This window comes from Methylobacterium sp. E-066 (assembly GCF_022829635.1).
In the GTDB taxonomy this organism is placed as follows: Bacteria; Pseudomonadota; Alphaproteobacteria; order Rhizobiales; family Beijerinckiaceae; genus Methylobacterium.
Genome location: NZ_JAKSYO010000037.1, coordinates 13510 through 36652, shown reverse-complemented (window position 1 = coordinate 36652; position 23143 = coordinate 13510). Strand labels below are relative to the sequence as shown.

At 66.3% G+C, this 23143-nt stretch carries 20 protein-coding genes; 4 read left to right on the top strand and 16 right to left on the bottom strand.

Annotated features, from left to right (window positions below):
- Positions 1–155 precede the first annotated feature (155 nt).
- Positions 156–1769: a GMC family oxidoreductase gene (locus tag MKL20_RS03030; RefSeq protein WP_244035497.1), complete on the top strand. Its 1614-nt coding sequence runs from the start codon at positions 156–158 to the stop codon at positions 1767–1769.
- A 103-nt stretch (positions 1770–1872) separates the two neighbouring features.
- Positions 1873–2745 carry a methyltransferase domain-containing protein gene (locus MKL20_RS03025; protein ID WP_244035427.1) on the top strand — a complete coding sequence of 291 codons (873 nt, stop codon included), beginning with the start codon at positions 1873–1875 and terminating at the stop codon, positions 2743–2745.
- A gap of 340 nt (positions 2746–3085) precedes the next feature.
- Here the strand turns inward: MKL20_RS03025 and MKL20_RS03020 are convergent, their stop codons facing one another.
- The 10 genes from MKL20_RS03020 to MKL20_RS02975 form a co-directional block, all read right to left on the bottom strand.
- The gene (locus MKL20_RS03020; protein ID WP_244035426.1) at positions 3086–4204 is read right to left on the bottom strand and encodes a M20/M25/M40 family metallo-hydrolase; all 1119 of its coding nucleotides are present in this window, start codon (positions 4202–4204) and stop codon (positions 3086–3088) included.
- Between the two features lie 94 nt (positions 4205–4298).
- The gene (locus MKL20_RS03015) at positions 4299–5510 is read right to left on the bottom strand and encodes a serine hydrolase domain-containing protein (protein WP_244035425.1); all 1212 of its coding nucleotides are present in this window, start codon (positions 5508–5510) and stop codon (positions 4299–4301) included.
- A gap of 4 nt (positions 5511–5514) precedes the next feature.
- Positions 5515–7014: a M81 family metallopeptidase gene (locus MKL20_RS03010; RefSeq protein WP_244035424.1), complete on the bottom strand. Its 1500-nt coding sequence runs from the start codon at positions 7012–7014 to the stop codon at positions 5515–5517.
- Between the two features lie 72 nt (positions 7015–7086).
- The gene (locus MKL20_RS03005; protein WP_244035423.1) at positions 7087–8658 is read right to left on the bottom strand and encodes an ABC transporter substrate-binding protein; all 1572 of its coding nucleotides are present in this window, start codon (positions 8656–8658) and stop codon (positions 7087–7089) included.
- Between the two features lie 530 nt (positions 8659–9188).
- Entirely contained in the window at positions 9189–10352 is a 1164-nt protein-coding gene (locus MKL20_RS03000) for a GlxA family transcriptional regulator (RefSeq protein ID WP_244035422.1), read from the bottom strand.
- 90 nt (positions 10353–10442) lie between these two features.
- Positions 10443–11162: an ABC transporter ATP-binding protein gene (locus MKL20_RS02995; RefSeq protein ID WP_244035421.1), complete on the bottom strand. Its 720-nt coding sequence runs from the start codon at positions 11160–11162 to the stop codon at positions 10443–10445.
- Positions 11159–11950: an ABC transporter ATP-binding protein gene (locus MKL20_RS02990; protein ID WP_244035420.1), complete on the bottom strand. Its 792-nt coding sequence runs from the start codon at positions 11948–11950 to the stop codon at positions 11159–11161. The genes MKL20_RS02995 and MKL20_RS02990 overlap by 4 nt, the downstream gene beginning before the upstream one ends.
- Entirely contained in the window at positions 11947–13173 is a 1227-nt protein-coding gene (locus tag MKL20_RS02985) for a branched-chain amino acid ABC transporter permease (protein ID WP_244035419.1), read from the bottom strand. Before MKL20_RS02985 ends, MKL20_RS02990 begins: the two co-directional genes overlap by 4 nt.
- 28 nt (positions 13174–13201) lie before the next feature.
- Entirely contained in the window at positions 13202–14113 is a 912-nt protein-coding gene (locus MKL20_RS02980) for a branched-chain amino acid ABC transporter permease (RefSeq protein ID WP_244035418.1), read from the bottom strand.
- A 23-nt stretch (positions 14114–14136) separates the two neighbouring features.
- The gene (locus tag MKL20_RS02975; RefSeq protein WP_244035417.1) at positions 14137–15303 is read right to left on the bottom strand and encodes a branched-chain amino acid ABC transporter substrate-binding protein; all 1167 of its coding nucleotides are present in this window, start codon (positions 15301–15303) and stop codon (positions 14137–14139) included.
- A 218-nt stretch (positions 15304–15521) separates the two neighbouring features.
- Between MKL20_RS02975 and MKL20_RS02970 the strand changes: the two genes are divergently transcribed.
- Entirely contained in the window at positions 15522–16499 is a 978-nt protein-coding gene (locus tag MKL20_RS02970; protein ID WP_050735878.1) for a dipeptidase, read from the top strand.
- Between the two features lie 5 nt (positions 16500–16504).
- The gene (locus MKL20_RS02965; RefSeq protein WP_244035416.1) at positions 16505–17035 is read left to right on the top strand and encodes a 4-vinyl reductase; all 531 of its coding nucleotides are present in this window, start codon (positions 16505–16507) and stop codon (positions 17033–17035) included.
- A gap of 52 nt (positions 17036–17087) precedes the next feature.
- Here the strand turns inward: MKL20_RS02965 and solA are convergent, their stop codons facing one another.
- The 6 genes from solA to MKL20_RS02930 form a co-directional block, all read right to left on the bottom strand.
- Positions 17088–18248 carry an N-methyl-L-tryptophan oxidase gene (solA, locus tag MKL20_RS02960; protein WP_244035415.1) on the bottom strand — a complete coding sequence of 387 codons (1161 nt, stop codon included), beginning with the start codon at positions 18246–18248 and terminating at the stop codon, positions 17088–17090.
- 292 nt (positions 18249–18540) lie between these two features.
- Complete coding sequence (locus MKL20_RS02955; protein ID WP_244035414.1) at positions 18541–18786, bottom strand: arginase family protein; 246 nt, start codon at positions 18784–18786, stop codon at positions 18541–18543.
- Between the two features lie 650 nt (positions 18787–19436).
- A complete protein-coding gene (locus tag MKL20_RS02945; RefSeq protein WP_244035413.1) occupies positions 19437–20132 on the bottom strand; it encodes a TMEM175 family protein in 696 nt (231 codons plus the stop codon).
- A gap of 248 nt (positions 20133–20380) precedes the next feature.
- Positions 20381–20887 carry a PRC-barrel domain-containing protein gene (locus MKL20_RS02940; protein WP_244035412.1) on the bottom strand — a complete coding sequence of 169 codons (507 nt, stop codon included), beginning with the start codon at positions 20885–20887 and terminating at the stop codon, positions 20381–20383.
- 275 nt (positions 20888–21162) lie between these two features.
- Positions 21163–22218 carry an SDR family oxidoreductase gene (locus MKL20_RS02935; protein ID WP_244035411.1) on the bottom strand — a complete coding sequence of 352 codons (1056 nt, stop codon included), beginning with the start codon at positions 22216–22218 and terminating at the stop codon, positions 21163–21165.
- A 323-nt stretch (positions 22219–22541) separates the two neighbouring features.
- Positions 22542–23141, bottom strand: coding sequence for an Isoquinoline 1-oxidoreductase subunit (locus MKL20_RS02930; RefSeq protein WP_244035410.1), 600 nt, complete (start codon positions 23139–23141; stop codon positions 22542–22544).
- Between the last annotated feature and the right edge of the window lie 2 nt (positions 23142–23143).

The following is a 23143-nucleotide window of genomic DNA, read 5'->3' as shown; positions in this document are numbered from 1 at the left end:
GTGACGACGATCACAGTCGCGGAGGTCGAAGGCATGGAACATCCACCCGAATTCCTGCGGATCAGGATCATTTTCGCGGGACCCGCAGTGTTGGCGGGATAAACCGTACCGTTTCTCAGCAACGGCAGCGGAGCAGGAGAAGGATGTTGCCTATCATGAGCCAGTCTCGTCGCGAGGACCGCGATACATCCCGACGCGCGCAGGAGAATCAGCAGCGCCTGGTCGCCGAGCTGCGGTCGCAATACGATGTCATCATTTGCGGCGCCGGATCCTCGGGCTCGGTCGTGGCGCGGCGCCTCGCGGAAAATCCCGACCTCCGCGTGCTGCTGATCGAAGCCGGAGGCAGCGACGATGCCGAGACGGTGCTCGACCCTGCACAATGGCCGGCCAACTTGGGCAGCGAGCGGGATTGGGGATTTCAGGCGCAGCCGAACCCGCACCTGAACAATCGCGCCCTGTCGATGTCGATGGGCAAAGGTCTCGGGGGCGGCTCCAGCATCAACGTGATGGTCTGGGCGCGCGGACACCGCAGTGATTGGGACTGCTTCGCTGCAGAGGCTGGCGATGCGGGGTGGAGTTACGACAACGTCCTCCAGATCTATCGTCGTATCGAGAACTGGCAGGGTTCACCCGATCCTCGGTATCGCGGCGATGCCGGACCGGTCTGGGTCCAGCCCGCTTCGGATCCCAGCCCCATCGCACACGCGATGCTCGATGCGGCCCGCGAGGTCGGCATCCCGACGTTCGCGCATCCGAACGGCGTGATGATGGAGGGGCCGGGCGGCGCCGCGATCTCAGACATGCTGGTTCGCGACGGCCGGCGCCAATCGCTCTACCGGGCCTATGTCCACCCTTGGCTCGACCGCCCCAACCTGACGGTCCTCACTGACACGACCGTGCGGCGCGTCCTGTTCGAGCAGCAGCGCGCGGTCGGCGTCGAAGTGGTTCGCGCCGGGCAGGTCCTGGAGATCAGAGCCCGGGCCGAGGTGGTGCTGTCGCTGGGCGCCATCCAGACGCCCAAGGTTCTGATGCATTCCGGCATCGGGGACCAGGCGGAGCTGACGCGCTTCGGCATCCCGGTGGTGCAGCACCTGCCGGGCGTCGGACAGAATTTTCAGGACCACGTCTCGTTCGGATGCATCTGGGAGTATGCCGAACCCATCGCCCCCCGTAACAGCGGCAGCGAGGCGACCCTGTACTGGACGAGCCGCCCCGGGCTCGATGCGCCGGATGTGCTCTTCTGCCAGGTCGAATTTCCCGTGCCGAGCGATCGGACCGCGGCGCGCGGCGTGCCCGCGCAGGGCTGGACCATGTTCGCCGGTCTGGCGCGCCCGGCGAGCCGAGGCCGGCTTCGGCTGACGAGTGCCGACCCCTTGGTGCCGTTGGCGATCGAGGCCAACATGATGTCCGATCCCGCCGATATGTCGACGGCCGTCGCCTGCGTGGAACTGTGCCGCGCGCTGGGCAACGCTCAGGCGTTTCGGTCGCATGTCCGCGGAGAGGCCGTGCCGGGCGACATCAAGGGAGACGCGCTCGAAGACTTCATCCGTGATGCCGCCGTGACCTACTGGCACCAGAGCTGCACGGCCAAGATGGGCCGCGATGCCCTCTCGGTGGTCGATGCATCGCTGAACGTCTACGGGATCGACGCTCTGCGCATCGCGGATGCTTCGATCATGCCGCGTGTGACGGCGGGAAACATTCAGGCCGCGTGCGCCATCATCGGAGAGCAGGCGGCACAGATGATCGCCCGGGCTCACGGCCTGTGATCACCCTGCGGGTGGCCCGGCACGGTTCTGAGCCTGCCGGGCCGGGCTCTTCTCCTTCCGGCGCCACGCCGCGTCGTGGTGATCATCACTCTGGCGGTCGCCGATGACTTTCCAAGACGTTGAACGCACGCTGCGGCAGATGGGCGATGCGGCAAGAGGCCTTGCCGCGATCGGTGCAGCCTTACGCCTGCGGCAGGAGGCGCTGGAGGTTCATCCCGAGGTCGCGCGCCGGTTGCACGATGTGGTTGCCGCCGTAGTGCCGGGGGACCTCGGTGACCTTGATCAGGCGCAGGTCTCCGCGTCCCTGGCCTCCGTCACGCACGCGCTGCAGGAGACCAGGGAACTGTTCGAGTGTCCGGAGCGCCCGCCCGTCTGGCAGGTCCGCGATCCTGCGATGTTGCAGGCTCAGGGCCAAGCCTCGCGCGTCGTCGTACGGCGCTTGGCGGCCCTGGCAGCCGAGCGCCCGGCGCTCGCAGCCGCACTCACCGGGCGCTTCCTGGATGTCGGCACGGGTGTGGGCGGCATCGCTCTCGAGGCCGCAGCGCAGTGGCCCGCGCTGCATGTCGTGGGCCTGGACATCTGGGAGCCGGCCCTCGCACTGGCCCGTGCAAACGTGGCGGCAAGCCCATTCCGCAGCCGTATCGATCTCCGCCTGCAGGATGTGACCCAGATCGAGGATCCAGCCGGCTACTCGCTGACGTGGCTTCCGGCACCCTTCCTCTCTGAGGACGCGGCTCGGACGGCGCTCGACCGGCTGACGGTTGCCCTAGAGCCGAAGGGATACCTCGTTGTCGGGCTCTACGCCCCGCCTCCGGATCCGGTCGGCGCCGCGCTTGCAGCCCTGCGGCTGGCCCGAAGCGGCGGCCACCTATGGTCGTGTGCTGCTATTGAGGCTGAACTTCGCTCGCGTGAGTTTGCCGCCATCGAGACCTGTGCGGGACAGCCGGTCACGCTCGTGATCGGACGACGCGCGTAGAACGCTTTCCGTCGAGGCGGTGGCCTGCCGCGATGCGGCGCATCGAGCCAGCCAGTACCGGCCGGGTCCAAAGGCAGCGCGATCAGGACCGAAGATCGGGCGGCGCGAGAGCCGCTGCCGCGTCGCGCCTTAAGATGACTTTCGAAGCCGCGATCCGGTTGATGGGGCGTACCCTGAGGCCTTCGCCTGAACCGCTTCGCGTGGCCGCTCCCGTGCAGTTGGACCCCCGAAGCGGACCGGCGGGTATCGGCCAACTCCGGCCGGCGGCAGCACCTCAACGCCCCATAATGGACGCGAGGCTAGGTCACTTGTTTCGCCAGCACGCCACCAGATTTGACAGCTATCGGGCGGCCATGGGCAGCGCGATGGCCAATTGTTGAAAGATCGTGATCGATCGTTCGAGCTGCTCGAGGTCGATGAACTCCTCCGACTTGTGCGCCTGCTCCATCGAGCCTGGACCGAGGATCAAGGTCGGTGCCACTGTGGCGAACTGCGAGCCATCGCTGCCGAACGCACCGACATCGGGCGACGCTGCGGTGACGGCCGCGGCCAACTGCACCATGGGATGCTCAATTGCCAATTCGGGCGGTGTCCCCTCCTGACGTACGACGAGGTCCAAGCCATGACGGCGCGCGGCCGTCTCAACGCGCTCGATGACCCACATCGGATCGATCGCCTTCGAGTACCGGAACTTCATCCGGCAAGTCGCCAGCGGGGCTGTGATGTTGATCGCTGTGCCATGATTGTCGACGATGATGTTGAGATCGCACCAGGGCGGCACGTAGTTTTGATCTTGAAGCCGGGGATCTGCGCGCAGGGCGAGGTAGATGTCTCGCATCTCGGAAAGGAACGGAATCAGGGCGATGTCGGCATTCAGTCCATCCGCTGTCGAGGAATGGGCCTGGATGCCGCGGGCCGTTACGGTGAACTGCACGTCGGAGCGATGCCCGCGCAGGGGGCGCAGGTTTGTCGGTTCGGCGACGAGTATGCCGGCGGGTGGGTGAGTCTTGAGCATCTGGCTCTCGGCGGCGATGCGCCGAGCGCCGGCCTTGGTCGTCTCCTCGTCACACGTCAGCAGCAGCATCACGGCGTGGGCGGTGGGCAGGCTGCGGGCGGCGACGATGGCCGCGGCCATCGGCCCTTTCATGTCGCAACTTCCCAGACCGTAGAGCCGATTGTCCTGGACCGCGGGTTGGAACGGATCGCGCGCCCAGCTGACCGGCGGCACCGTGTCCATGTGCGCCGGAAAGGCGAGGCAGCCACCGGCCTCGCCGCGCAGGGCGACGAGCGCGGTTTTCTCGACGCCCTCCGAGTCGGTGAAGTCCAGCCGCTCGACCGCAAATTCCGGTAGCTCGCTGACGATCATGTCGGCGAGTCCGCGATTGCTGCGGCTGCTGCGGGTGTCGAGCGGGATCAACCGCGAGGCTAAGGCGACGACTTCTGAGAGAGGGGACGACATCGCGCGATCCTGGACGGCGTGGACGCCTGGATCATAACGATGTCGCAGTCTCACCAAAGATCAGAGCTGAGACGCCGGGGCGGCATCTTTCACCTCAGGCGGCGTGGAGCGCGGCGTAGACCATGGCGCGGGTCAGCGTGCGGTAATGCTGGCGCTGCGTGGCCGATGACGTCTGCATCATTAGGAGAGCGAAGAAGCCCGCCGCCGGATCGACCCAGAAGTAGGTGCCCCCGACGCCGCTCCAGAACCAGTCGCCGACGCTGCCCGGAACCGGCGCCTCGCCGGCCGCGAGCCGGACCGCCACCCCCAGACCGAAGCCGTAGCCCGACCCCGGCGGATAGTAGGAGCCCTTCCCGATCGCCGTCCCGAGATGATCCGAGGTCATGAGCCGCACGCTCGCCGGGGCCAGGATCCGCACGCCGCCGAGGGCGCCGCCGGCCAGCAGCATGCGCAGGAAGCGGGCGTAATCCGCCGTGCTCGACACGAGGCCGCCATTGCCCCGCTGGCTGCGCCGGGGCTCGGTGGGATCGTGGAAGACCGGCCGCTGCCCGAACGCCTGCGGCAGCGGCTGGGCGACGCGCCCGGCCAGCGCCGTCGGGATCCGGAACCGGGTGTCGGCGAGCCCGAGCGGCCCGAGGAGGGTCGCGTCGAGGACGCCCTGCAGATCCGTGCCGCCGGCCACCTCCTGGACGTGGCCGAGGATGTCGGTGGCGTGCGAGTAGTGCCAGACCGTGCCGGGCTCGTGCTCCAACGGCAGGCGGGCGATCCGCTCGGCAAAGGCCGCGTTGTCGAGATCCTCGGCGAGCAGGCCGTCGGCCTCGTAGGCCCGCCGCGTCGGTCCATCGCCGAGATAGCCGTACGCGATCCCGGCAGTGTGGCGCAGCAGATCCTGAACGGTCGGCACGCTCCCGGCCGGCCTCAGGCCGCCCTCCGGGCCCTGCACGGCGAGGCGTCCGAAGGCGGGGATGAAATCCGCGACCGGCTGATCGAGGCGCAGGGCGCCGTGCTCGGCCAGGACCAGGGCGGCGACCGAGACGACGACCTTGGTCATCGAGTAGATGCGCCAGAGCGCGTCGGGCTTCAGGTCGTCGCCCGCGACGCTGTCGCGGAAGCCAACGGTACGCCGCCAGATGTCCCCGCCCGTCCCGCCGACGAGCAGGTCGGCCCCCGCGATCGCGCCCGTGGCGACATCGTCAGCCAAGCGGTCGCCGAGGCGATCGAGGCGGGGGAGGGAGAGGACCGGCGCGTTCCGCATGGCGCCGATGTAGCGCGGGGCCGCCGCGACGGCATCGCCGAGACGGACCATCTGGCTATCCGACGTCGAAGGCGGGATCGCCGTAGGGATAGAAGTCGGCGACGTTGAGATGCTGGTAGGGGAGGGCGTCCAGGTGGACCGTCCCGACGAACGGCTCGGGCGGCTCGACCAGCAGAATCGTCCGTGCATAGCCGCCGTCGTCGAAACCCCGGCGAAAATGAACCCGGGACTTGATCGCCACCACGTCGAAATCCTCGGGTGTCAGGCCGAGATCCCAGAGTTCCGACGGCTCCATGATCTGAACGAGGTAGGGGCTGAGGACCAGCACGTTGCCCCGGCCGAAGGCGACGCAGAGCCACGTCCCGGCGCCCCGGCCGGTCGTGACCTCGACGACCGCACACACCGTGCCGGTGACGCGGACCGAGACGCCCGCGGAGGGTTCCGCCTCGCCGGCCACGGGGCCGCCGACCTCCGCGTCGAACGGATCGCCGGCCTTCACGCCCCCGGCCAGCAGCCGGCCCAGAAGCATGGGCGCGGCGACCGTTGCGATCAGCGTGCGCTCCAGCCCCTGGGCCAGCACCTCGGCGAGCAGCCATGTCGCCCGGCCCGAGCGGTCGCTGTAATCGGCGAGCACGACCGGCGCGCCGCCCGCCCGCGCAGCCTCGGATGCCTTGGCGATGCCTTCCCGCATCGGGTGGATCGCGACGCTCGACACCAGCGCCGCGCGGTGCCGCCACGTCCAGGCCGCCATGTCGCGGGCGATCCGGTCGGCGAGGGCATGATCGCCGTTCGTCAGGACCTGAACCGCCATGCCGGCATCCGGCCCGTCCGACCAGGGGAAGCCGAAATACACGTTGACGAAGACATCGGGCTCCCGCGCCTCCCAGACCAAGGCGCGCTGGATCAGGTCGGACCACGGCGAGGCGCCGGTCCACATCACCACGGTCGGCGCGAGGATCGGGATCGGGATCGTCAGGTGCGCCGGCCGGAAGCTGCCGCGGATCGTCCGCACCAGCATCCGCGCCGCGCGCTGCCCCTGGAGATGCATGTCGTAGTGCGGGAAGTACTTCACCGCGAACGCCATGTCGGCGTGGTGCAGGAACTCCGCATCCTCGTTGCCGTGCGGGTCGAAGGTCGCCGCGATGGGCACGCCCGCCCCCACCACCGCCCGCACCCGTCGGGCGATTTCGGCCTCGGGGCGCGGCACGCCGCGCACCGCCATCGCGCCGTGCAGCGCGAGGTAGACTCCGTCGAACGGCGCCCCCGCCTCTAGCTCCGCCAGCATCGCGTCGAGGAAGTGCGCAAACGCGTCCTGCGTCACCCAGCCTGAGCCGATGCCGGTGCGCGGCCAGAGCGGCGAGGTGAGGCCGACGAGGTCGACCCCCTCGTATTCCCGGGCGACCTGGCCGAAGCCGCCCATGTAGCCCTTGGGGTCGGTGGCGAGCAGCGCCTCGCCCCCCGCCGGGGAGCCCGGATAGATGAAGTCGTCGCGGGTCGTGTCGTTCGGCAGGAACGTCACGGTCTCGTGGGTGAACTGGACCACGGCGATGCGCATCGGCTGCGGTCTCCTCGGGTGCGCTCCGTCGATGCGGAGGCCGGTTCGGCATGGGGGAGGGGGGGCAGGCCGCTAAGCCGGCCGGACGTCGTAGAATTGCGGGAAGCCGGTGCGCAGGCCGGTCAGCCCGCGCGAGGCCGTCGCCTCGTAATAGGCGCCGAGCGGCAGGTACGGCACGTCGATGAAGAACTGCCGCTGGATCTCGGCGCAGATCGCCTTCTGGGCCGCGGGATCGGGCGCGGCGAACCATTGCGCGCGCAACTCCTCGAGCCGCGGGGCACGGGGCCAGCCGAACCAGGCCTGATCGCCGTTGCCGCGGATGCCGAGCTGGCCGGCGGGATCGAAGTTATTGGTGCCGTTCAGGTAGGTAACGAAGGTGCTCCAGCCGCCCTTGTCGGGGGACTGGCGACTCGCTCGGCGCTGCACCAGGGTGCCCCAGTCCATCGCGACGACGTCGACATTCAGCCCGCTCTTCTGGAACGCCTCGGCGGCAACTAGCGCCAGCGGGTGGGTGGCGGGATAGTCGGTAGGGTCGAGCATGACGACGCGCTCGCCCTTGTAGCCGGCCGCAGTGAGGGCGCGCTTTACGGCGCCGAAGTCGCGGGGGCCGACCAACACCTCGGTGCCGTCGCGCGTCGCCATCGGAGCGTCCGGGCTGAACACGCCGACATGGTCCTTCCACAGGGCGCGCTCGTCGCCGGCGACCGCGCTCATGAACTCGGTCTGGTCGATAGCGCCAAGCAGCGCTCGGCGGATCGCGGGATTGTCGAAGGGCGGGTGCAGGTGGTTGAAGCGCAGGCAGCCGACGCCGCCGACCGGATCGAGCACCTCCAGCCGGATCTGCGGCTTGGCCCGGAGCAGCCCCTGCAGGTCCGGCGTTGGGTTCTGCCACCAATCGACCTCGCCGGCCGCCAAGGCACTGGCAGCCGTGGAGGCGTCCGGCACGATCCGCCACTCGACCCGGTCGTAATGCGCGCGCTTCGGCCCGGCGGTGAAGCTCGCCACGCCGTCCGGGCGGGGCACGTAGCCGTCGAAGCGCTCGTAGACGGTGAGCGCCCCCGGGACCCGCTCGTCTGCCTTGAAGCGGAACGGCCCGGAGCCGACCATCTCGGTGACCTGCGTATTGGGATCGGTCTTCGCCAGGCGCTCCGGCATGATGCAGGGCATCGAGGTGCCGGTCTTGCCGAGCGCAGCGGGCAGCAGCGGAAAGGGTCGCTTCAGGCGGAACACCACGTTACGGTCGGAGGCGGCGGTGAGCTCGTCGGTGGCCTCCATCAGCGCTCGGGCGAAGGCGTCGCGGGCGGCGAACCGACGGATGCTTGCCACTGCGTCGCGGGCCAGCACCGGCTCGCCGTCGTGGAAGCGCAGGCCCTCGCGCAGGGTGAGCCGCCAATGGCGGCCATCCGCCTCGATCGCATGCCCTTCCACCATCTGCGGCTGGAAATCGTAGCGCGCGGTCTGGCCGTAGAGGGTGTCGAAGACGAGGTAGCCGTGGTTGCGCGTGACAGTCGCGGTTGTCCAGATCGGGTCGATGACCGCGACGTCGCTTTCCGGAATGAAGCGCAGGACCTTCGCGGGCTGCGCCACCGCGGGCCGCACGACAGAGGCGGCAGCCAGCGCGGCGAGAACCTCGCGGCGCCTCATGCGCGATCGCTCGTGCTTGGCACCATCAAGATCATGCACCCTTCACGCTGGTGGCTTCGCAGAGTGCCCTTGGATCAGCGGCGAGGCAAGTTGGAGCGCCGGACGAAGCGGTGTCATGATTGGAGGGGCGATGGGCCTATGAACCCGTGCCCTTCACTGCCCAAGGCGTAGGCAGGCCGCTCCGCGCCGCGCGTTGCCGTCAGAAAGCCGATATTCGGCTTTGCGCCCATAGCGGGCATTCGTTCACTTCTCGCGGTGTCTTCAAAGCGGACCTAACCTCACGATGAGCTGACTTCTCATCGCAGTACTTCGGCCTGTCCCGTGCTTAGCGGAATGTAGAAGGCGGTTATACCGATCCACAGCATGCCCTGCGCCGTAGCGGAACTGCTCAGTCTCCTTAGGGGGTACAGGGCAGGATTGAATATTGCCACCGCAGCAACGTCTGTATGTCGGGACCTCGATTGTGTGCCGATGTTGGATGCGCCGGCGGCGATTCCGTCCGACACATCGTCAGCCGAGCTACGTGGGGGCTACTGGGCGTAGGGACGCCGCTCACAGCTCAGGAACCGTTCGACTCCGAGGACCCCGGCCGGATTATTGTTCAGGAAGCGATGGAAATCGCCTTGGCTGTCGGGAGATCCGGCGATCGCCCGCAGGCTATCCCACTCCTCCGACGCCTGTACCGAACCTTGGCTGTCACCCCGGCGCATGGTCGATGGCGAACATCCGAAGCTGCGACGGAACAGACGGTTGAAGTGGGATACGTCCGAGAACCCGCATTCCGTGGCGACCTCCGTGATGGTCTGCGGCGAGTTCGCAAGGAGCCAGCGTCCATAGAGGACGCGAAGGTCCCGCGAGTATTCCTGGACGCTCTTGCCAACGAGCTTGCGGAAGACCCGTTCGAGCTGTCGCTTCGAAAGTCCTACGGTCTGCGCAATTTTCTCAACGCGCTGAGGCGTGCTGAGATTCTGCTCAATCAGCAGCATCGCCCGGCGAACCCGGTTGTCCTCGACGATCCCGGCGCTTGGCGGCTGGGGCTGAGCCCCGGCCGCGGGACGGGCCCGGTCGGTGACCATAATATGCAAGCTCTTCTGCGCATGTCCCGGACCAAGGTGCCGATCGATGAGCCAGGCCCCGAGATCCAGGCTGGCGAGACCGCCCGCGCAGGTGATGAACGGGCCATCCTCCACGAAGAGTTGGTCCGCGACTGGGATCACATCGTCATGCCGCGCGACGAGATCGGTGAAGTGGTACCAGCTTACGCAGCAGCGGCGGCCGCGCATCAACCCCGCCTCGGCCAAAGCGATGCCGCCGGTGCAGATGCCGATGAGGCGCACCCCGGCAGAATGAGCCTCTCGCATGAATGCGAGGGATCGGGAGTTATAGGGCTGCCGGTCGAGCAGCCCGCCCACGACGACAATGTAATCGAACCGGGTCGGATCCGAGAACGTCTCCCAGGGCATCACCTGGATTCCGCAACTCGACGTCACCGGCTCCAGATCCGGAGCGAGCAAGCTCCATGAGCAGCGCTCGGGTCGGCTGCGATCCCCCTCGTCCGCGGACAAACGTAGGATGTCGATCAGGGTCGAAAAGGCCACAAGGGTGAAGTGGGGCAGCAACACGAAACCGAGCGACAGCTTGCGACGGCTCGGCCCCTGCAGCGGTATGGTCGACGGTGTCCGGGGTGTCGTCATGCCATCCGGTGCGTTTGCCCGGACTGTGATCCGGTCGGTCTCCTACTGCAAGAGGCGGACCAGGGGCGAGCGAACAGCGGGACGCTGGAGTCAGTGCACAGCGCCGAAATAAGCCCGTTGCAATTCGGGGTCGTCCCGCAGCGTCGCGGAGGTGCCCTGCGCCACGATGCGCCCGCCGGATAGGACATAACCGTGATGGGCGATCGCCAGCGTCTGGTTCACGTTCTGCTCGACGAGCAGGACCGTGACGCCGGTCGCATTGATCCGGGCGATCACATTGAAGTTCTCTTGCACGAAGAGCGGCGAGAGCCCCAGCGAGGGCTCGTCGATCACGAGGAGCTTCGGATCGGTCATCAGCCCCCGGCCGATCGACACCATCGCCTGCTCGCCACCGGACATCGTGCCGGCGAGCTGGCGAGCCCGCTCCGCGAGGCGCGGGAAGACGGCATGCACGCCGTCGAGCCTGCGCCGGATCTCCCGCTCGGACGACACGCGGTAGGCGCCGAGCCGAAGGTTCTCCTCGACGGTCATCTTGGAAAAGATCCGGCGGCCCTCGGGAATGCAGCCGATCCCGAGACTGACCACGTCGTGGGTCTGCATCCCGTCGAGCTTGCGCCCGTCGAAGGAGATGGAGCCGCGGCGCGGCGGCGTGAGGCGCAGGATCGAACGGATCAGCGTGGTCTTGCCGGCGCCGTTCGAGCCGAGGATACATGTGATCCGTCCGGGGGCCACCTCGAGAGTGATGTCGTCGAGGACATCGACACGGTCGTACGTGGTGAAGACGCCGTCGATGGTCAGGCGCGCGGTCATGAATGCCCCAGATAGGCTTCGCGGACGGTCGGGTCGGCGGCCACTTCGCGGAAACAGCCCTCGCAGATCTTGCGGCCGTAGTTGAGGACGACGCAGCGGTCGGTGATGCGCTCGATTAACCCCATCTCGTGTTCTACGATGATAACAGTCAGGTCGCCGCGGCTGCGCTGCACATCCAGGATCTCGTCGATGAGCTGGTTGGTCTCATCGTGGGTCATGCCGGCGGAGGGCTCGTCGAGCAGCAGGATCTTCGGCCGTCCGATAAGGGCGCGGCAGATCTCGACCCGGCGGCGGTCGATCATGCCGAGGGCGACGGCCGGCTCGTCGAGACGCCGGGCGAGGTTCGTGTTGAACAACCGGGCGAGGTCCCTAGCCTCCTCGGCGAGGGCCGCGACGGCCCGCGCCAGGGTGCGGCGGCGCAGGAGGTTGTCGATCACACCCTGCGGCAGGCGCTCCTGCGCGCCGAGCGCGATGTTGTCGAAGACGGAGAGCGGCAGGCACAAGCGCGAACGCTGGAAGGTCCGGGCGAGACCGAGCCCAGCGAGCGCGTGGGCGGGCTCGCGGGTGATGTCGCGGCCGTCGAGTACGATGGAGCCGGCCGCAGCCGGGTAGATGCCGCTCGTGACGTTGAAAAAGGTGGTCTTGCCGGAGCCGTTCGGGCCGATCAGACCCAACACCTCGCCGCGTCGGACCGTCAGGTCGAGTTCATTGAGGGCGAAGAGGCCGCCGAAGCGGACGGACAGGCCCTTCGCCTCCAGGATCGCAGGGGCTGCCGCCACGGCGCTCATGCTTGGCGCCCCGCGACGAGGGTCCGCGTCCGGCGGGGCAACAGGCCGCCGGGACTGAGGACGAGGACAAGGATCACCAGCACCGCGAACAGCAAAAGCCGGTATTCCTGAATGAACTGCAGTTTCTCCGGCAGCAGCACGACGATCAGCGCCGCCGGCAGTACCCCCCAGCGGTTGCCGATCCCGCCCAAGATGACGATCGACACCATCATCAGCGAGTCGCCGAGGGTGAAGTTGTTGGGGGCGATGAAGCCGGTCATCTTGGCGTAGATCGCCCCGGCCATCCCGGCGAGCACGTTGCCCAGGGTGAAGGCGAGGATCTTCCAGCGGGCGATCCGGAGGCCGAAGACCTGGGCGGCGACCTCGTCGAGCCGCACTGCGTCCAGACGGATGCCGATCCACGATCGATCGAGGAGACCGACGAGCGCCAGGGCCACCGCGGTGAGGGCGAGGCACAGCATGACGTAGTTGGCGTAGAAGGAAAACGTCATGCCGAACAAGTCGAGGTCGTTCGAGAAGTCCCAGCCGAACACCGTGATCGGCGCGAGCTTCAGGCCCTGGGGGCCACCGAGCAACTCATTGGCGTCCAGGAAGACGTTGAACATCACCCCGAAGGCCAGTGTCGTTAGGGCGGCGTAGTGGCCCCGCGTCCGCAACAGCGGCAGTACGAGGAGCGAGCCGATCGCGACGGCGACACCGCCCCCGAGGAGAATGACCACCAGGTCCGGGATGGCGATTCCCTCCGCCCGGCCGAGGGCGGCTGCGGTATAGCCGCCGCAGCCGAGAAAGGCCGCGGCGCAAAAATTCGAGAGGCCGGCATAGCCGAGCTGGATTGTCAGGCCGAGGCAGACCGTGGCGTAGATCAGCACCGTCGCCAGCATCAAGAGGCCGAAATTGTCCTCGCGCAGGACGACGATGACGGCAAGGCAGGCGGCCACCAGCACAAGCCGCGCCAGCCAGGGATGACCGGCCGCGCCGCGTTCCACGGCGGCGATCACCCGGAACCGGGCGGCGGCGAACCACGCCATCCCGCAGGCCACCAGCGCCGAGAGGACGACCCTTTGGTCCTCCGCATGGACCAGGAAAGCGACCGCCCCGGCGCAGGCGGCCACGACAACCGCGAAGATCGCGAAATCCGAAGCCCGCCGGGCACTCACCCCAGCCACCATCGGCAGCGCGTCCCGGGGGACCTCGTCTTGGGTGGAGCGGTGGCGCGTCAGCATCGGTACGTCATCCGGGCGGGAGGAGAGGTCAGACGCGCTCGCTGGCGCGCTCGGCCAGCAGCCCGGTGGGGCGCCACGTGATCAGGGCGATGACGGCGACGAAGGCGACGACGTTCTTGTATTCGCTGAAGGTCGGCAGGGTGGCGACGACGACGGTTTGAAGCCCGGCAAAGAGGTAGCCCCCGAGGATCGCCCCCCAGAGGTTGCCGAGCCCGCCGACGATAGCCGCGCTGAAGCCGATCACCGCGATCAGCAGGCCCATGCCGTAGTTGATCTCGCTGTAGTACAGGCCGGAGATCACCCCCGCGAAGCCCGCCGTCGCCGAACCGAGGGCGAAGGTCAGGGGGACGACACGGAAGAAGTTGACCCCCATCGTCCGAGCGGTCTCCTGGTCCTCCGCCACCGCCCGCATCGCGAGCCCGAAGCGGGTGCGGTTGATGATGTGGTGGACGACGGCGATAATCAGGAGCCCGGCCACGATCAGGATCAGCCCGTCATAGCGGACGAAGACGCCACCGACGGTCGCCCCCCCGGGTGGCAGCAGGGCGGGGAAGCGCTGCGAATTGGTGCCGTTGGGGAAGAACAGCCGGATCGCCTCGCGGATCACGGTGCCGACCATCATCGTCATCAGCAGCAGGTTGAGGGGCGGGGCGGAGCGCAGGGGCAGTATCAGGAGGCGGGAGATCCCGGCGCCGAGGAGCGCGGCAAGGCCCACGGCCGTCGAGACGGCGGCCAGGATCTGCACACCGGTCGGCAGCCCCGCGGCGGCGGCGGCAGTCGCCGCGACCAAGGCGCCGAAGGCTCCGAACGTCATCACGTCCCCGTGGGAGAACTTGATGACGTTCATCACCCCGAAGAAGATCGTGAACCCCATCGCCACGAGGCCGTAGATCGTCCCCTGCATGAGCCCGTTGAGGACGTACTGGCCGATCGCGCTCATCGCATATCTCCGATCGCTCGGTCTCAGCGGTGCAGCAACTTGCGCTTGCCGCTTGCGTACTCACTGTCCTCCCAGAGGAGCCATTTGCCGTCCTGAACGACGTATTTCGTGGTGAGCGGCGTGATATTCTGGCCGTGGTCGTCGAAGGTGATCGGCCCAACGATCGAGGGCACGTCCTTCACGTCACCGAGCGCCGCGGTGATCTTCGCCCGCTCTGGACCCACCGCCTCGATTTTCTGCATCAGCAGGTGGGTGGCGATGTAGGCGAAAGGGCCGTAGGCCTCCGGCGGCTCCCGGAAGCCCGCCGCCTTGTAGTTTTCGGTGAAGGCCGCGCCGCCGGGCATCTTTGAGAGTGGTGGCGAATCGAAGAAGGTCACGGTACCTTCGGCGAGATCCGGTCCCACGGCGTTGATGAACGCATCGCCCATGATCCCGGAGTTGCCTTCGAGCTGCGCCTTGATCCCGAGCTTGTCCATTTGCGTCCGCAGCCGCGTCCCCAGCGGCGTGAGACCGCCGAAATAGATCACCTCCGGATTCAATTCTTTGATCTTCGTCAGCTCGGCACTGAGATCCTGCTGATCGGGCGCGACCGCGAAATTTCCTAGTATTTTTCCGCCGTTCTCGTTGGTGAACTCGGTAAAATATTTGTTCATCGACTTCCCGTAATCGGTCGAGTCGGCGAAGGAGACAAAGGTCTTGTAACCCTGCTCCTTCATGAATTGGGCACCGACCCGGTTTTGGCCGATGAGGATGCCGCTCACCCGGTGGATTTCCGCGTATTTGTTGGCATAGGTGATCTCGGGAAGCACCGCCGCCCAGACCACCATCGGCAGCTTGAAGCGGTGGAACACGTCGACCGTGGCGATGGCGGTGGCCGAGCAGTAATGCGGCACCGCCGCCGCGATGCTGCGGTCAGACCCGAGCTTGGTCACGACCTGCACGCCGACATTCGGTTTGCATTCGTCGTCTAGAACGACGAGCTCGTACTGATAACGATGGGCCGGATCGGCGTTGAACAGCTTCACGGCGAGTTCGGCGGAGTTGCGGGCGCCGATCCCGTGGGGGGAGTTCGGCCCGGTGAGGGGGCCGACGAACGCGATCTTCACCGTGTCCTTGGCCTCGGCCCATCCTGGGATGAGCAGCGCCCCCGCCACCACCCCTGCGAGGCACCGCCGCGTGATCCGACCCATTCCGCCTCTCCGTCTTCAGTCCAGAAACAGACTAGGCAGCGGGGCCGTGGGCAGACTAGCACGCAAGCGCGCTGGCTCCTGAACGGATGCGCCATTGGTGCAACCGCGGGGCGCGGCGCGTGCGTACCGAGCCGATGACGGAAATGTCCTAGCTGCCATCCGGCGGAAGGGAGGATCAAGGGCACCCCGAACCAGGGAAGCTCCCACGGAGACTGCGCATGCCGTCCGACCTGCACGACCGATCGATCGTCATCGACGGCCTGATCATCTCCGACTTCGGCCGGCCGGTCTTCGAAGACATGCGCAAGGGCGGCCTGACTGCCGCGAACTGCACCTGCTGCGTCTGGGAGAATTTCACGGAGACGATGCGAAACGTGATGCGCTGGAAGGCGTATTTCCGCGAACATGCGGACCTGATCACGCAGATCTACACCACCGCCGACATTCAGGCCGCCAAGGAAGCCGGGAAGACCGGTATCATCCTCGGCTGGCAGAACATCACCGGGATCGAGGACCAGGTTGGCTATCTCGGCCTGTTCAAGGAACTCGGCGTCGGCATCATCCAGATGGCGTACAACACCCAGAACCTCGTCGGCACCGGCTGCTACGAGCGCCGGGACGGGGGCCTGTCGGACTTCGGCCATGACGTGCTGGGTGAGATGAACCGGCTCGGCATCCTGGCCGACCTGTCGCATGTGGGTCCGAAGACGAGCGAGGACGTGATCCTCGGCTCCCGCCAGCGGGTCGCCTACTCGCACTGCCTCCCTGCCGGGCTGAAGGCGCACCCGCGCAACAAGTCCGACGAGCAGCTTCGCTTCATCGCCGAGCGGGACGGGTTCGTCGGCGTGACCATGTTCCCGCCCTTCCTCAAGCGCGGACCGGATTCGACGGTCGATGATTACGTCGAGGCGATCGAGTACGTCCTGAACCTGTGCGGCGAGGACAAGGTCGGCATCGGCACCGATTTTACCCAGGGCTACGGCCGGCCGTTCTTCGACTGGATCACCCACGACAAAGGCTATGGCCGCCGGCTCACCGACTTCGGCGAGGTGATCAACCCCGAGGGCCTGCGCACCATCGGCGAGTGGCCGAACCTGACTGCGGCGATGGAGCGGCGCGGCTGGCCGTCCGCGCGGATCGAGCGGGTGATCGGCGGCAACTGGTTCGCGCTCCTGCGCGACGTGTGGGGAGCGTGAGGGTTATGGGCAAGCCGCAGGTAGAGATCGCGGTCGACGACACCACCGGGCGCTGGTCCGTCGACGCGCTGCCGATGATCCTGGTGCCGCAGCATTTCTTCCTGAACAACCACTTCGCCCTTGAAGCGGAACTGGGTCCCGAACGGCTGGCGGAGGTGCTGCGGCCCGCTGGCCATCGCTCGGCCTATCATTGGTGCGAGAAGGAGGCCGCTCATCATGGGTTGGACGGCCTCGGGGCCTTCCACCACTATATGCGGCGCATCACCCAGCGCGGCTGGGGGCAGTTCGAGGTGCTGGACGTCGATCTCGGGGCCGGCACGGCCTCGGTCCGACTTCGGAACTCGGCCTTTGTGGACGAGGAGCGCCGACGCCTCGGCCGCAAGGTCTGCACGATGTTCGCCGCGTGGCTCGAAGGCTCGCTCGAATATGCGGCGGCGGCCTCGGGCCGGACGCTGCATCTCCAGGCCCGGGAAGCCTATTGTGCTGCGGAGGGCACGCACGACCATTGCTTGTTTGAGGTCACGCCGCGGAGATAGGCCTCGGCTCTTTCCGATCCCGGCCGGCTCCCAGTCCGTGACGCCTCCGGCGCTACGGATTGGCGGGGCTCAGGCCCGGCCGCTTGAGGCCCAGGAAGCCGATCTCGTGGCGGGTCCGCCCGTCGCCGCTGGCAAGATCGGCAAGGATCTCGCCGATCACCGAGCAAAACTTGTAGCCGTGCCCCGAGCACGGCGAGGCCAGCACGACCTGCGGGTAGTCCGGGTGGTGATCCAGGATGAAGTGCTCGTCGGGGGTGTTGGTGAACATGCATTCGCGCAAGGCCATGGTTGGCCCGCTGCCGGCGGGGAAGTAGCGTTCCGCGAAGTCGCGCAGGAGGCGCTCGTCGGCGGCATCCGGCTCCCGCCGCACGGCGTCCGGGGCGCCGATCTCCCCGAGGTGATGGTAGCGCCCGAACTTGAATCCCGGAACCTCATAGACGGGCAGTCCGTAGTATCGTCCCTCCGGCACCTGCAAGTTGAAGACCGGAAAGCGCGACGGCTCGAACCAAGCGGGCTCCTGAGGCTGGAGCCATGCCAGCACTTGGCGCTCCGGGACGGCAAGACCGGTCAGGGGCGCGGCGAGATCCGCCGCCCAGGCCCCCGCCGTCAGGACCAGCCGCCCGGCTTCGTAGGTCCCGTGATCGGTCCGCACGACGACCCCACCTCCCGGGGTCGCCTGCCAGTCGAGAACCTGCTCGCGGGCATGGATCTCCGCCCCGTGGGCCTGTGCGGCCCGGACGTGGGCGACGATCGCCCGCTCGCTGGCCACGAGCCCGCCCTGGGGCTGGTAGACGGCGCGCATGCCCACCGGGAGCCGGTAAGCCGGGAACCGCTCGTTGACTGCGGTGGCGGTGAGGACCTCGTGGGGCAGGTCGTGCAGCCGGGCCGAGGCCAGGGCGCCCTGGAAGACGTCGCTCTCCTCCGCGCCGCCGTCGATGGAGCCAGTGATTACCAGGATCTCGTCGCCCGTCGCCGCCTCGAGGTCCCGCCACAGCGCGTAGGCCCGGTGCAGGAGCGGCACATAGGCCGGATCCTCGTAGTAGGGCAGACGGATAATCCGGCTGATCCCATGGGACGAGCCCATGGCGTGGGGGATGTCGTAGCGCTCAAGCCCAAGCACGCGCTGACCGCGCTTGGCCAACTGCCAGGCCGCGGCACTGCCCATGCCGCCGATCCCGACAACGATGACATCGTAGGGCGTATCCGAACGCATGGGGGCCTGCATCTTCGACCTGATGGCGGAGGGTCGCACTTCGGCACCGGTCATCCCCCGGAAGGCCGGGGATCGGCTTGGACGCAAGCGGCGCATCGGTAAGCTGCATGCGGCACGGGCGGGACCGCACCTTGTTCGCGGTCCCCGGTGACGAACCGCCGGTTCGAGAGGACGGAGGGGCTTGCCCGTTGTGGGAGGGGGCAGCCTCTCCTGCCGCCGCAGATGTCGTCTTTCTTCGAGTGTTGAGAGTCGAGGGCGATCTCTTGCGCCTGGGTGGTCCGGCCGACGAGACTCAGGCCGGCTCCGGGATCAAGTAATGCCGGCGAGCCAGCAGGAGCATCCCCTCCATGATCATATGCGCGCAAAGATGCGCGGCCATGTCGCTCACGTCCTGCGGCAGGCTCACGGTGTTGAAATTCATCGCCACGATGTTCAGGCCGCTCAGGCTGCGGATCAGCTCGATCCCCTTCCGCGCCGTCAGGCCGCCCCAGCTGGCCGTGCAGTCACCGGGGGCGACCGACGGATCGAAGACATCCATACCCCAGGAACGAATAGACCTTACTAGTTCCTGTCCGTGGCAGGACGGCCATCCTAAATCCTTAACGTCGTCTGACCGCAGATTGAAATGACCGGATCAGATGTCTCCCGCGGCTCGGTGCCGAAAGTAGCGATGAGACCTGATTGGATCGCGGGAGGAGCGTCTGCTTTTCGGTGGGACCGCTCCGTAGCGGACCGGCGGCTTTCGGCCAGACTACGTCATGCCGGCTCGCTGTCGCGCGCAAGATCAGACATTCGGCTAGGCGCCCAAGCCGGTCGTCTGCTGGTTTGTGACACTATCTCCGAAGCGGACGTGGCTTGGCCGCGACCCAGCAAACTGTTTCGCACTGAGCGCGAGTTTCTCAAGCGTCCTGAACCCCGAAAGAGGGTGAATGCCATGCCTTTGCAAGCGCTTCACGAATCAACTGATCGCTTTTGCTCTTGGGCAGGCAGTAATGGTGCGACGGTTAAAGTGATCTGACTGGCTGGCTTACGAACATCGAGGAGGAGGCCGTGGACCTGACCGCGGTCGTCCCCTTCCTCGTCCAGGATACACTTTAGCGGAACGGCGGCGTGTTCTCCGAGGCCGGCCATTGGGCACCGTACGTGGTCGGGGACGGGTTGTTGATCACCCCTGGGTGCAACCGAAGCTTACCTCAGGGCGGCGAGCCGCGCCCCTCGGCGTGTCTGCCAACGCACGACCGAAGGTCCGGGCAGCGCATAATAGAGCAGTAGGACAATGTAGATCGCGATGCTGAGGCGGGCATCGACCCAGGCAATCACGAAGGCGAACCCATACAGCAGCGGCACGAGCATCCAATGGAAGCGCAGTGCCTGCATCCGGTGCTGGTCGGCGCGCGGGGAGACAAGGCCGGCGCGCAGTGCATGCTGCCACATTGCGCTGAAGCAGAGCCCTGCGGCGCAGAGCGCCGCGCTGTAGACCATGGCGGCGCGCTGTCGCTCCGCATGCCCGGCGCGGGCATATTCCGCGAGCATCGCGGTGGTGAAGGGAAGGACGGCGATGCAGAGCAGAAGCAGCAGATTGAGAACCAACAGCACGTGGTCACTGCGGCGAATATAGTGGAACATCGTGTGGTGGTTGGCCCAGACCACGCCCACCTGCAGGAAGCTGAGGACGTAGGCTGCGTAGAGCGGCCATTGCCGCATCAGCGCAGCATCGAGGGACTGACCACCCAGTGCATCCTCCCGCGGGACACGCAGATCAAGCACCAGCAAGGTGATGATGATCGCGAAGACACCATCGCTGAACGCCTCTATGCGAGCCGGCGACGGCTCCTCCTCGGGCCGCGGGATGGCCCGAGCGATCGCCTCTACGGCATCCGTCACGGCATGCTCCTCACCAAAGTTCGAGCCGAGATACGACAGCGCCAGCGGAGAGCGGGATCGCACCCGGTTCAGGCATCGCTCGGCACGGTACGCGTCGGACGATCGGCGTACCGTGCCCTCAGAGCATCGTTTTGGAATAGCCGCTGTGCGATCGAATCGCGATTCAGCTTGTCCCCGTCTGCTCTCTTCGTCTTCGGGAGTGCCGGCGTTGCCAGTCGATGACGAGTCGAGCGTCGCGCCATGACCCGTCACGTCACGTAGCGAAACTCCGGCAGTTTCCTCAGTTCGTCCTTGCTGGCGCCAGGCAGCACGATCTTTCCTTTCTCATCATCGAGTTTCAGCTGATCGAAGGGCGTTGCAATCAGGTGACCGCCTAGCCCAAGGAATCCGCCCACCTGTATGACAACGAATAAGACTTTATCCTTCCCAATGATCATGTCGTCGATGCTGCCGATCTTCTCATCCTTGTCATTGACGACGGCGCTACCGTGCAGTTTCGTCGTGCGCCAGCCCTTTGCGACTTCTCTTACGTCTACGGTCAGGAGGCGGACGACCTGGGAAAAAGCCGGTACGGCGCCCCCGACGCTCGCGACACATCCCGCAAACACGGCCCCCACCACCAGCAACACGATGATTGGAAGGCGTGCCTGATCGGCTCGACCCGAACGGGGACGCCGAGAAGCACGGGACCCGGCGTCGTTGGCCGGGGTTCCCTGCCAAGCTGTCTCAGGTCGGACGCGGCGATAACGGGGCATGAGAGCACTCCTCAGCAAAGACGCTGAAACACGGCGTTCGATCGAAACAGCGACTGTTGCCGCGGACAGCCACTTCGTCCGAAGGTCTGCTCCCGAAATGGACGGTGCACATTGATCCGCGTCAGACCCACGAACGATTGGTGTTGGTGGTTGCTTCGGCCGAGGGTTGGCTCGGGCAAACCCCGGGCACTGGCGTTCTCCGAGGCATACGCGGTCAGACATGCGGCGACGTCCGACCGACGACAGAGTCTCAGAGAGAATATGCGACTTCAACGCTAAGGAATGACCTTCCTATTGCGCAGGGACGCGAAGAAAATGCGGAACATCTCTTCGGTGTCGATACACTCGACAAAGCCTGCCTTGCGCGCCTTGATTGTGCTCGACACATTATCGAAGCCACTGTTGAATATAAAATCCGCAAAATCCCACGAAACCAATTTCTCATAGGGCGTTCTAAGCAAATTGTACCGGGCGACAATCTCGCTCCAGAGCTCTGTCTTGTCGGTCATATAAGAAGTGAGTGGCATCGGAACCGGATCGGCGACCTCCATATCAAACATTTTGGCAATGCGCGGCCACATGTGCTGCCAGCGAAACTGATCCCCGTTCGTGATATTGAAGATGTTGTCGCGGGCAGCTTCCGTGGCCCCTGCCCACACCGTCGCCTTTGCCAGGACGTCCGCTGAACTCACCTGATAGAGGGCGCCATAGGCTGCCGGCGAACCGGGGAAGCGCAGGGGAATGTTGAGCGCCTTGGAGATGACCGCGTAGACGGCAATTGCCATGCCCAGGTTCATCGGGTTGCCGGTTGCATAACCGATGATGGCTTCCGGGCGCAGGGCCGTCCAATGCCACGCCTTTCCGACTTGCTGATGTCGTAGGAAGTCTTCCTGGTCGTAGTAGAAATTCGGCGACATGAGACGCGGATCGTCCTCGCGGGCCGGCGTCTTGAAAGGTCCAAGGTCGGAGCCATACGCCTTGCCGCCTTGGTAGAACGTTACATGCCTCAGCGTCGGAGACACTGTCTCGACCACCTCGACGAGGTTCTTCAAAATCGCCACGTTTGTCTTTGAGCGCTCGGCAGCACTCGCCTTCTCGATGTAGGCAGCGAAGACGATATGCGTGATGTCGCCGCGACCGTTTAGCTTGCGCTCGACATCGTGGCGGTCGAGCATATCGACCGTGATGCCTTTCACACCTTCGGGAAGGTACGCGTCACGGCGGGATAGACCGTACACGGTCGCATCTGAGGTGTTGGCCCAGGCTATGGCTGCCGCGTTGCCGGACACGCCGTGCACGCCGGCGACGAGAACAACATTTTTGGTGCTCACGCGAGGATTTCCCTCTCTGATCGTTTCGGCGCGATGTTCATAGACGGGCACCAGCTGTTAACGGACACTGCACGTGTAGTCCTGGTATCCCGCGAGGTCTTTCCGCAGCGCCACCTCCTCGACGAGGGTTCGGGCGAACAGCAACGGTACCAGTACGCCGAGCCAGCCGGATCCTCAGAAAGAGCCGAGGAGGAGCGACGTCCCGATCAGAGGCAGGAGGGCGAAGCTTGACGTCCTCCCGTCGCTTTGGTCCGGCCTAAGTGCTGGTTTTCCGATTTTGTAAGACCCTCACGTTGTCGTGGAGCTGTCCCGTTCGAGGTCCCTTACTTCGGGCAGGCTGCCCCAGTCTTGATCCAGGCTTGCGTCAGTTCGCCGAGGATCTCTTGGGTCCCGGGAGCAGCCTCCCGACCCTTGCCAAGATGCCAGCCCCAGCCGACCAAACCGTCGGTTGCGAGATGCTTACTGATGTCCGCCAGCGAGCGGTTGCCGTTTCGGGCCGGGTCCTTGAGCTGCACGCAGATCTCGTGGACCGACAGCCCGATCCAGCCCATATTGGCTGGCGCCAACTGCCATGGGTCGTGTCCCGGTATGTCCCTGTCGTGGCCTACGACCGCCAAGTTCTCGGAACCGTGGCAGGAATTGCAGTGCAGGCCGGACGGGCCGAAGCTGGCCTCGCCGCCGCGAATCATTGGGGGACGGTGAAGTCGTTGATCGTCTCCCTGCCTCGGGATGTTATCGGCGGGATGGCAGTTCATGCAGCGCGGATGCGTGATGACCTTCGCCATCTCCCCGAACAGGGCGACGGACCGTTCGATCCTGTTCTGTATCGCGTCGAAGGACTCTGAACGGCGCAGATCGGCCTCCGCCGCGAGGGCCACGGTGGTGGACAGCGCCGCGGCCGCCGTCAGGATCGCGACGCGCACGG

Excerpts from the sequence above, each read along its gene's own strand:
- solA (WP_244035415.1), bottom strand. The coding sequence starts at position 18,248 with ATGCGTTCGGATACGCCCTACGATGTCATCGTTGTCGGGATCGGCGGC.
- MKL20_RS02990 (WP_244035420.1), bottom strand. The coding sequence starts at position 11,950 with ATGAGCGCCGTGGCGGCAGCCCCTGCGATCCTGGAGGCGAAGGGCCTG.
- MKL20_RS03015 (WP_244035425.1), bottom strand. The coding sequence starts at position 5,510 with ATGGTCCGTCTCGGCGATGCCGTCGCGGCGGCCCCGCGCTACATCGGC.
- MKL20_RS03025 (WP_244035427.1), top strand. The coding sequence starts at position 1,873 with ATGACTTTCCAAGACGTTGAACGCACGCTGCGGCAGATGGGCGATGCG.
- MKL20_RS02975 (WP_244035417.1), bottom strand. The coding sequence starts at position 15,303 with ATGGGTCGGATCACGCGGCGGTGCCTCGCAGGGGTGGTGGCGGGGGCG.
- MKL20_RS02940 (WP_244035412.1), bottom strand. The coding sequence starts at position 20,887 with ATGCCCCGTTATCGCCGCGTCCGACCTGAGACAGCTTGGCAGGGAACC.
- MKL20_RS02980 (WP_244035418.1), bottom strand. The coding sequence starts at position 14,113 with ATGAGCGCGATCGGCCAGTACGTCCTCAACGGGCTCATGCAGGGGACG.
- MKL20_RS03005 (WP_244035423.1), bottom strand. The coding sequence starts at position 8,658 with ATGAGGCGCCGCGAGGTTCTCGCCGCGCTGGCTGCCGCCTCTGTCGTG.
- MKL20_RS02955 (WP_244035414.1), bottom strand. The coding sequence starts at position 18,786 with ATGGATGTCTTCGATCCGTCGGTCGCCCCCGGTGACTGCACGGCCAGC.
- MKL20_RS02985 (WP_244035419.1), bottom strand. The coding sequence starts at position 13,173 with ATGCTGACGCGCCACCGCTCCACCCAAGACGAGGTCCCCCGGGACGCG.
- MKL20_RS02970 (WP_050735878.1), top strand. The coding sequence starts at position 15,522 with ATGCCGTCCGACCTGCACGACCGATCGATCGTCATCGACGGCCTGATC.
- MKL20_RS03000 (WP_244035422.1), bottom strand. The coding sequence starts at position 10,352 with ATGACGACACCCCGGACACCGTCGACCATACCGCTGCAGGGGCCGAGC.
- MKL20_RS03020 (WP_244035426.1), bottom strand. The coding sequence starts at position 4,204 with ATGTCGTCCCCTCTCTCAGAAGTCGTCGCCTTAGCCTCGCGGTTGATC.
- MKL20_RS03030 (WP_244035497.1), top strand. The coding sequence starts at position 156 with ATGAGCCAGTCTCGTCGCGAGGACCGCGATACATCCCGACGCGCGCAG.
- MKL20_RS02965 (WP_244035416.1), top strand. The coding sequence starts at position 16,505 with ATGGGCAAGCCGCAGGTAGAGATCGCGGTCGACGACACCACCGGGCGC.
- MKL20_RS03010 (WP_244035424.1), bottom strand. The coding sequence starts at position 7,014 with ATGCGCATCGCCGTGGTCCAGTTCACCCACGAGACCGTGACGTTCCTG.
- MKL20_RS02995 (WP_244035421.1), bottom strand. The coding sequence starts at position 11,162 with ATGACCGCGCGCCTGACCATCGACGGCGTCTTCACCACGTACGACCGT.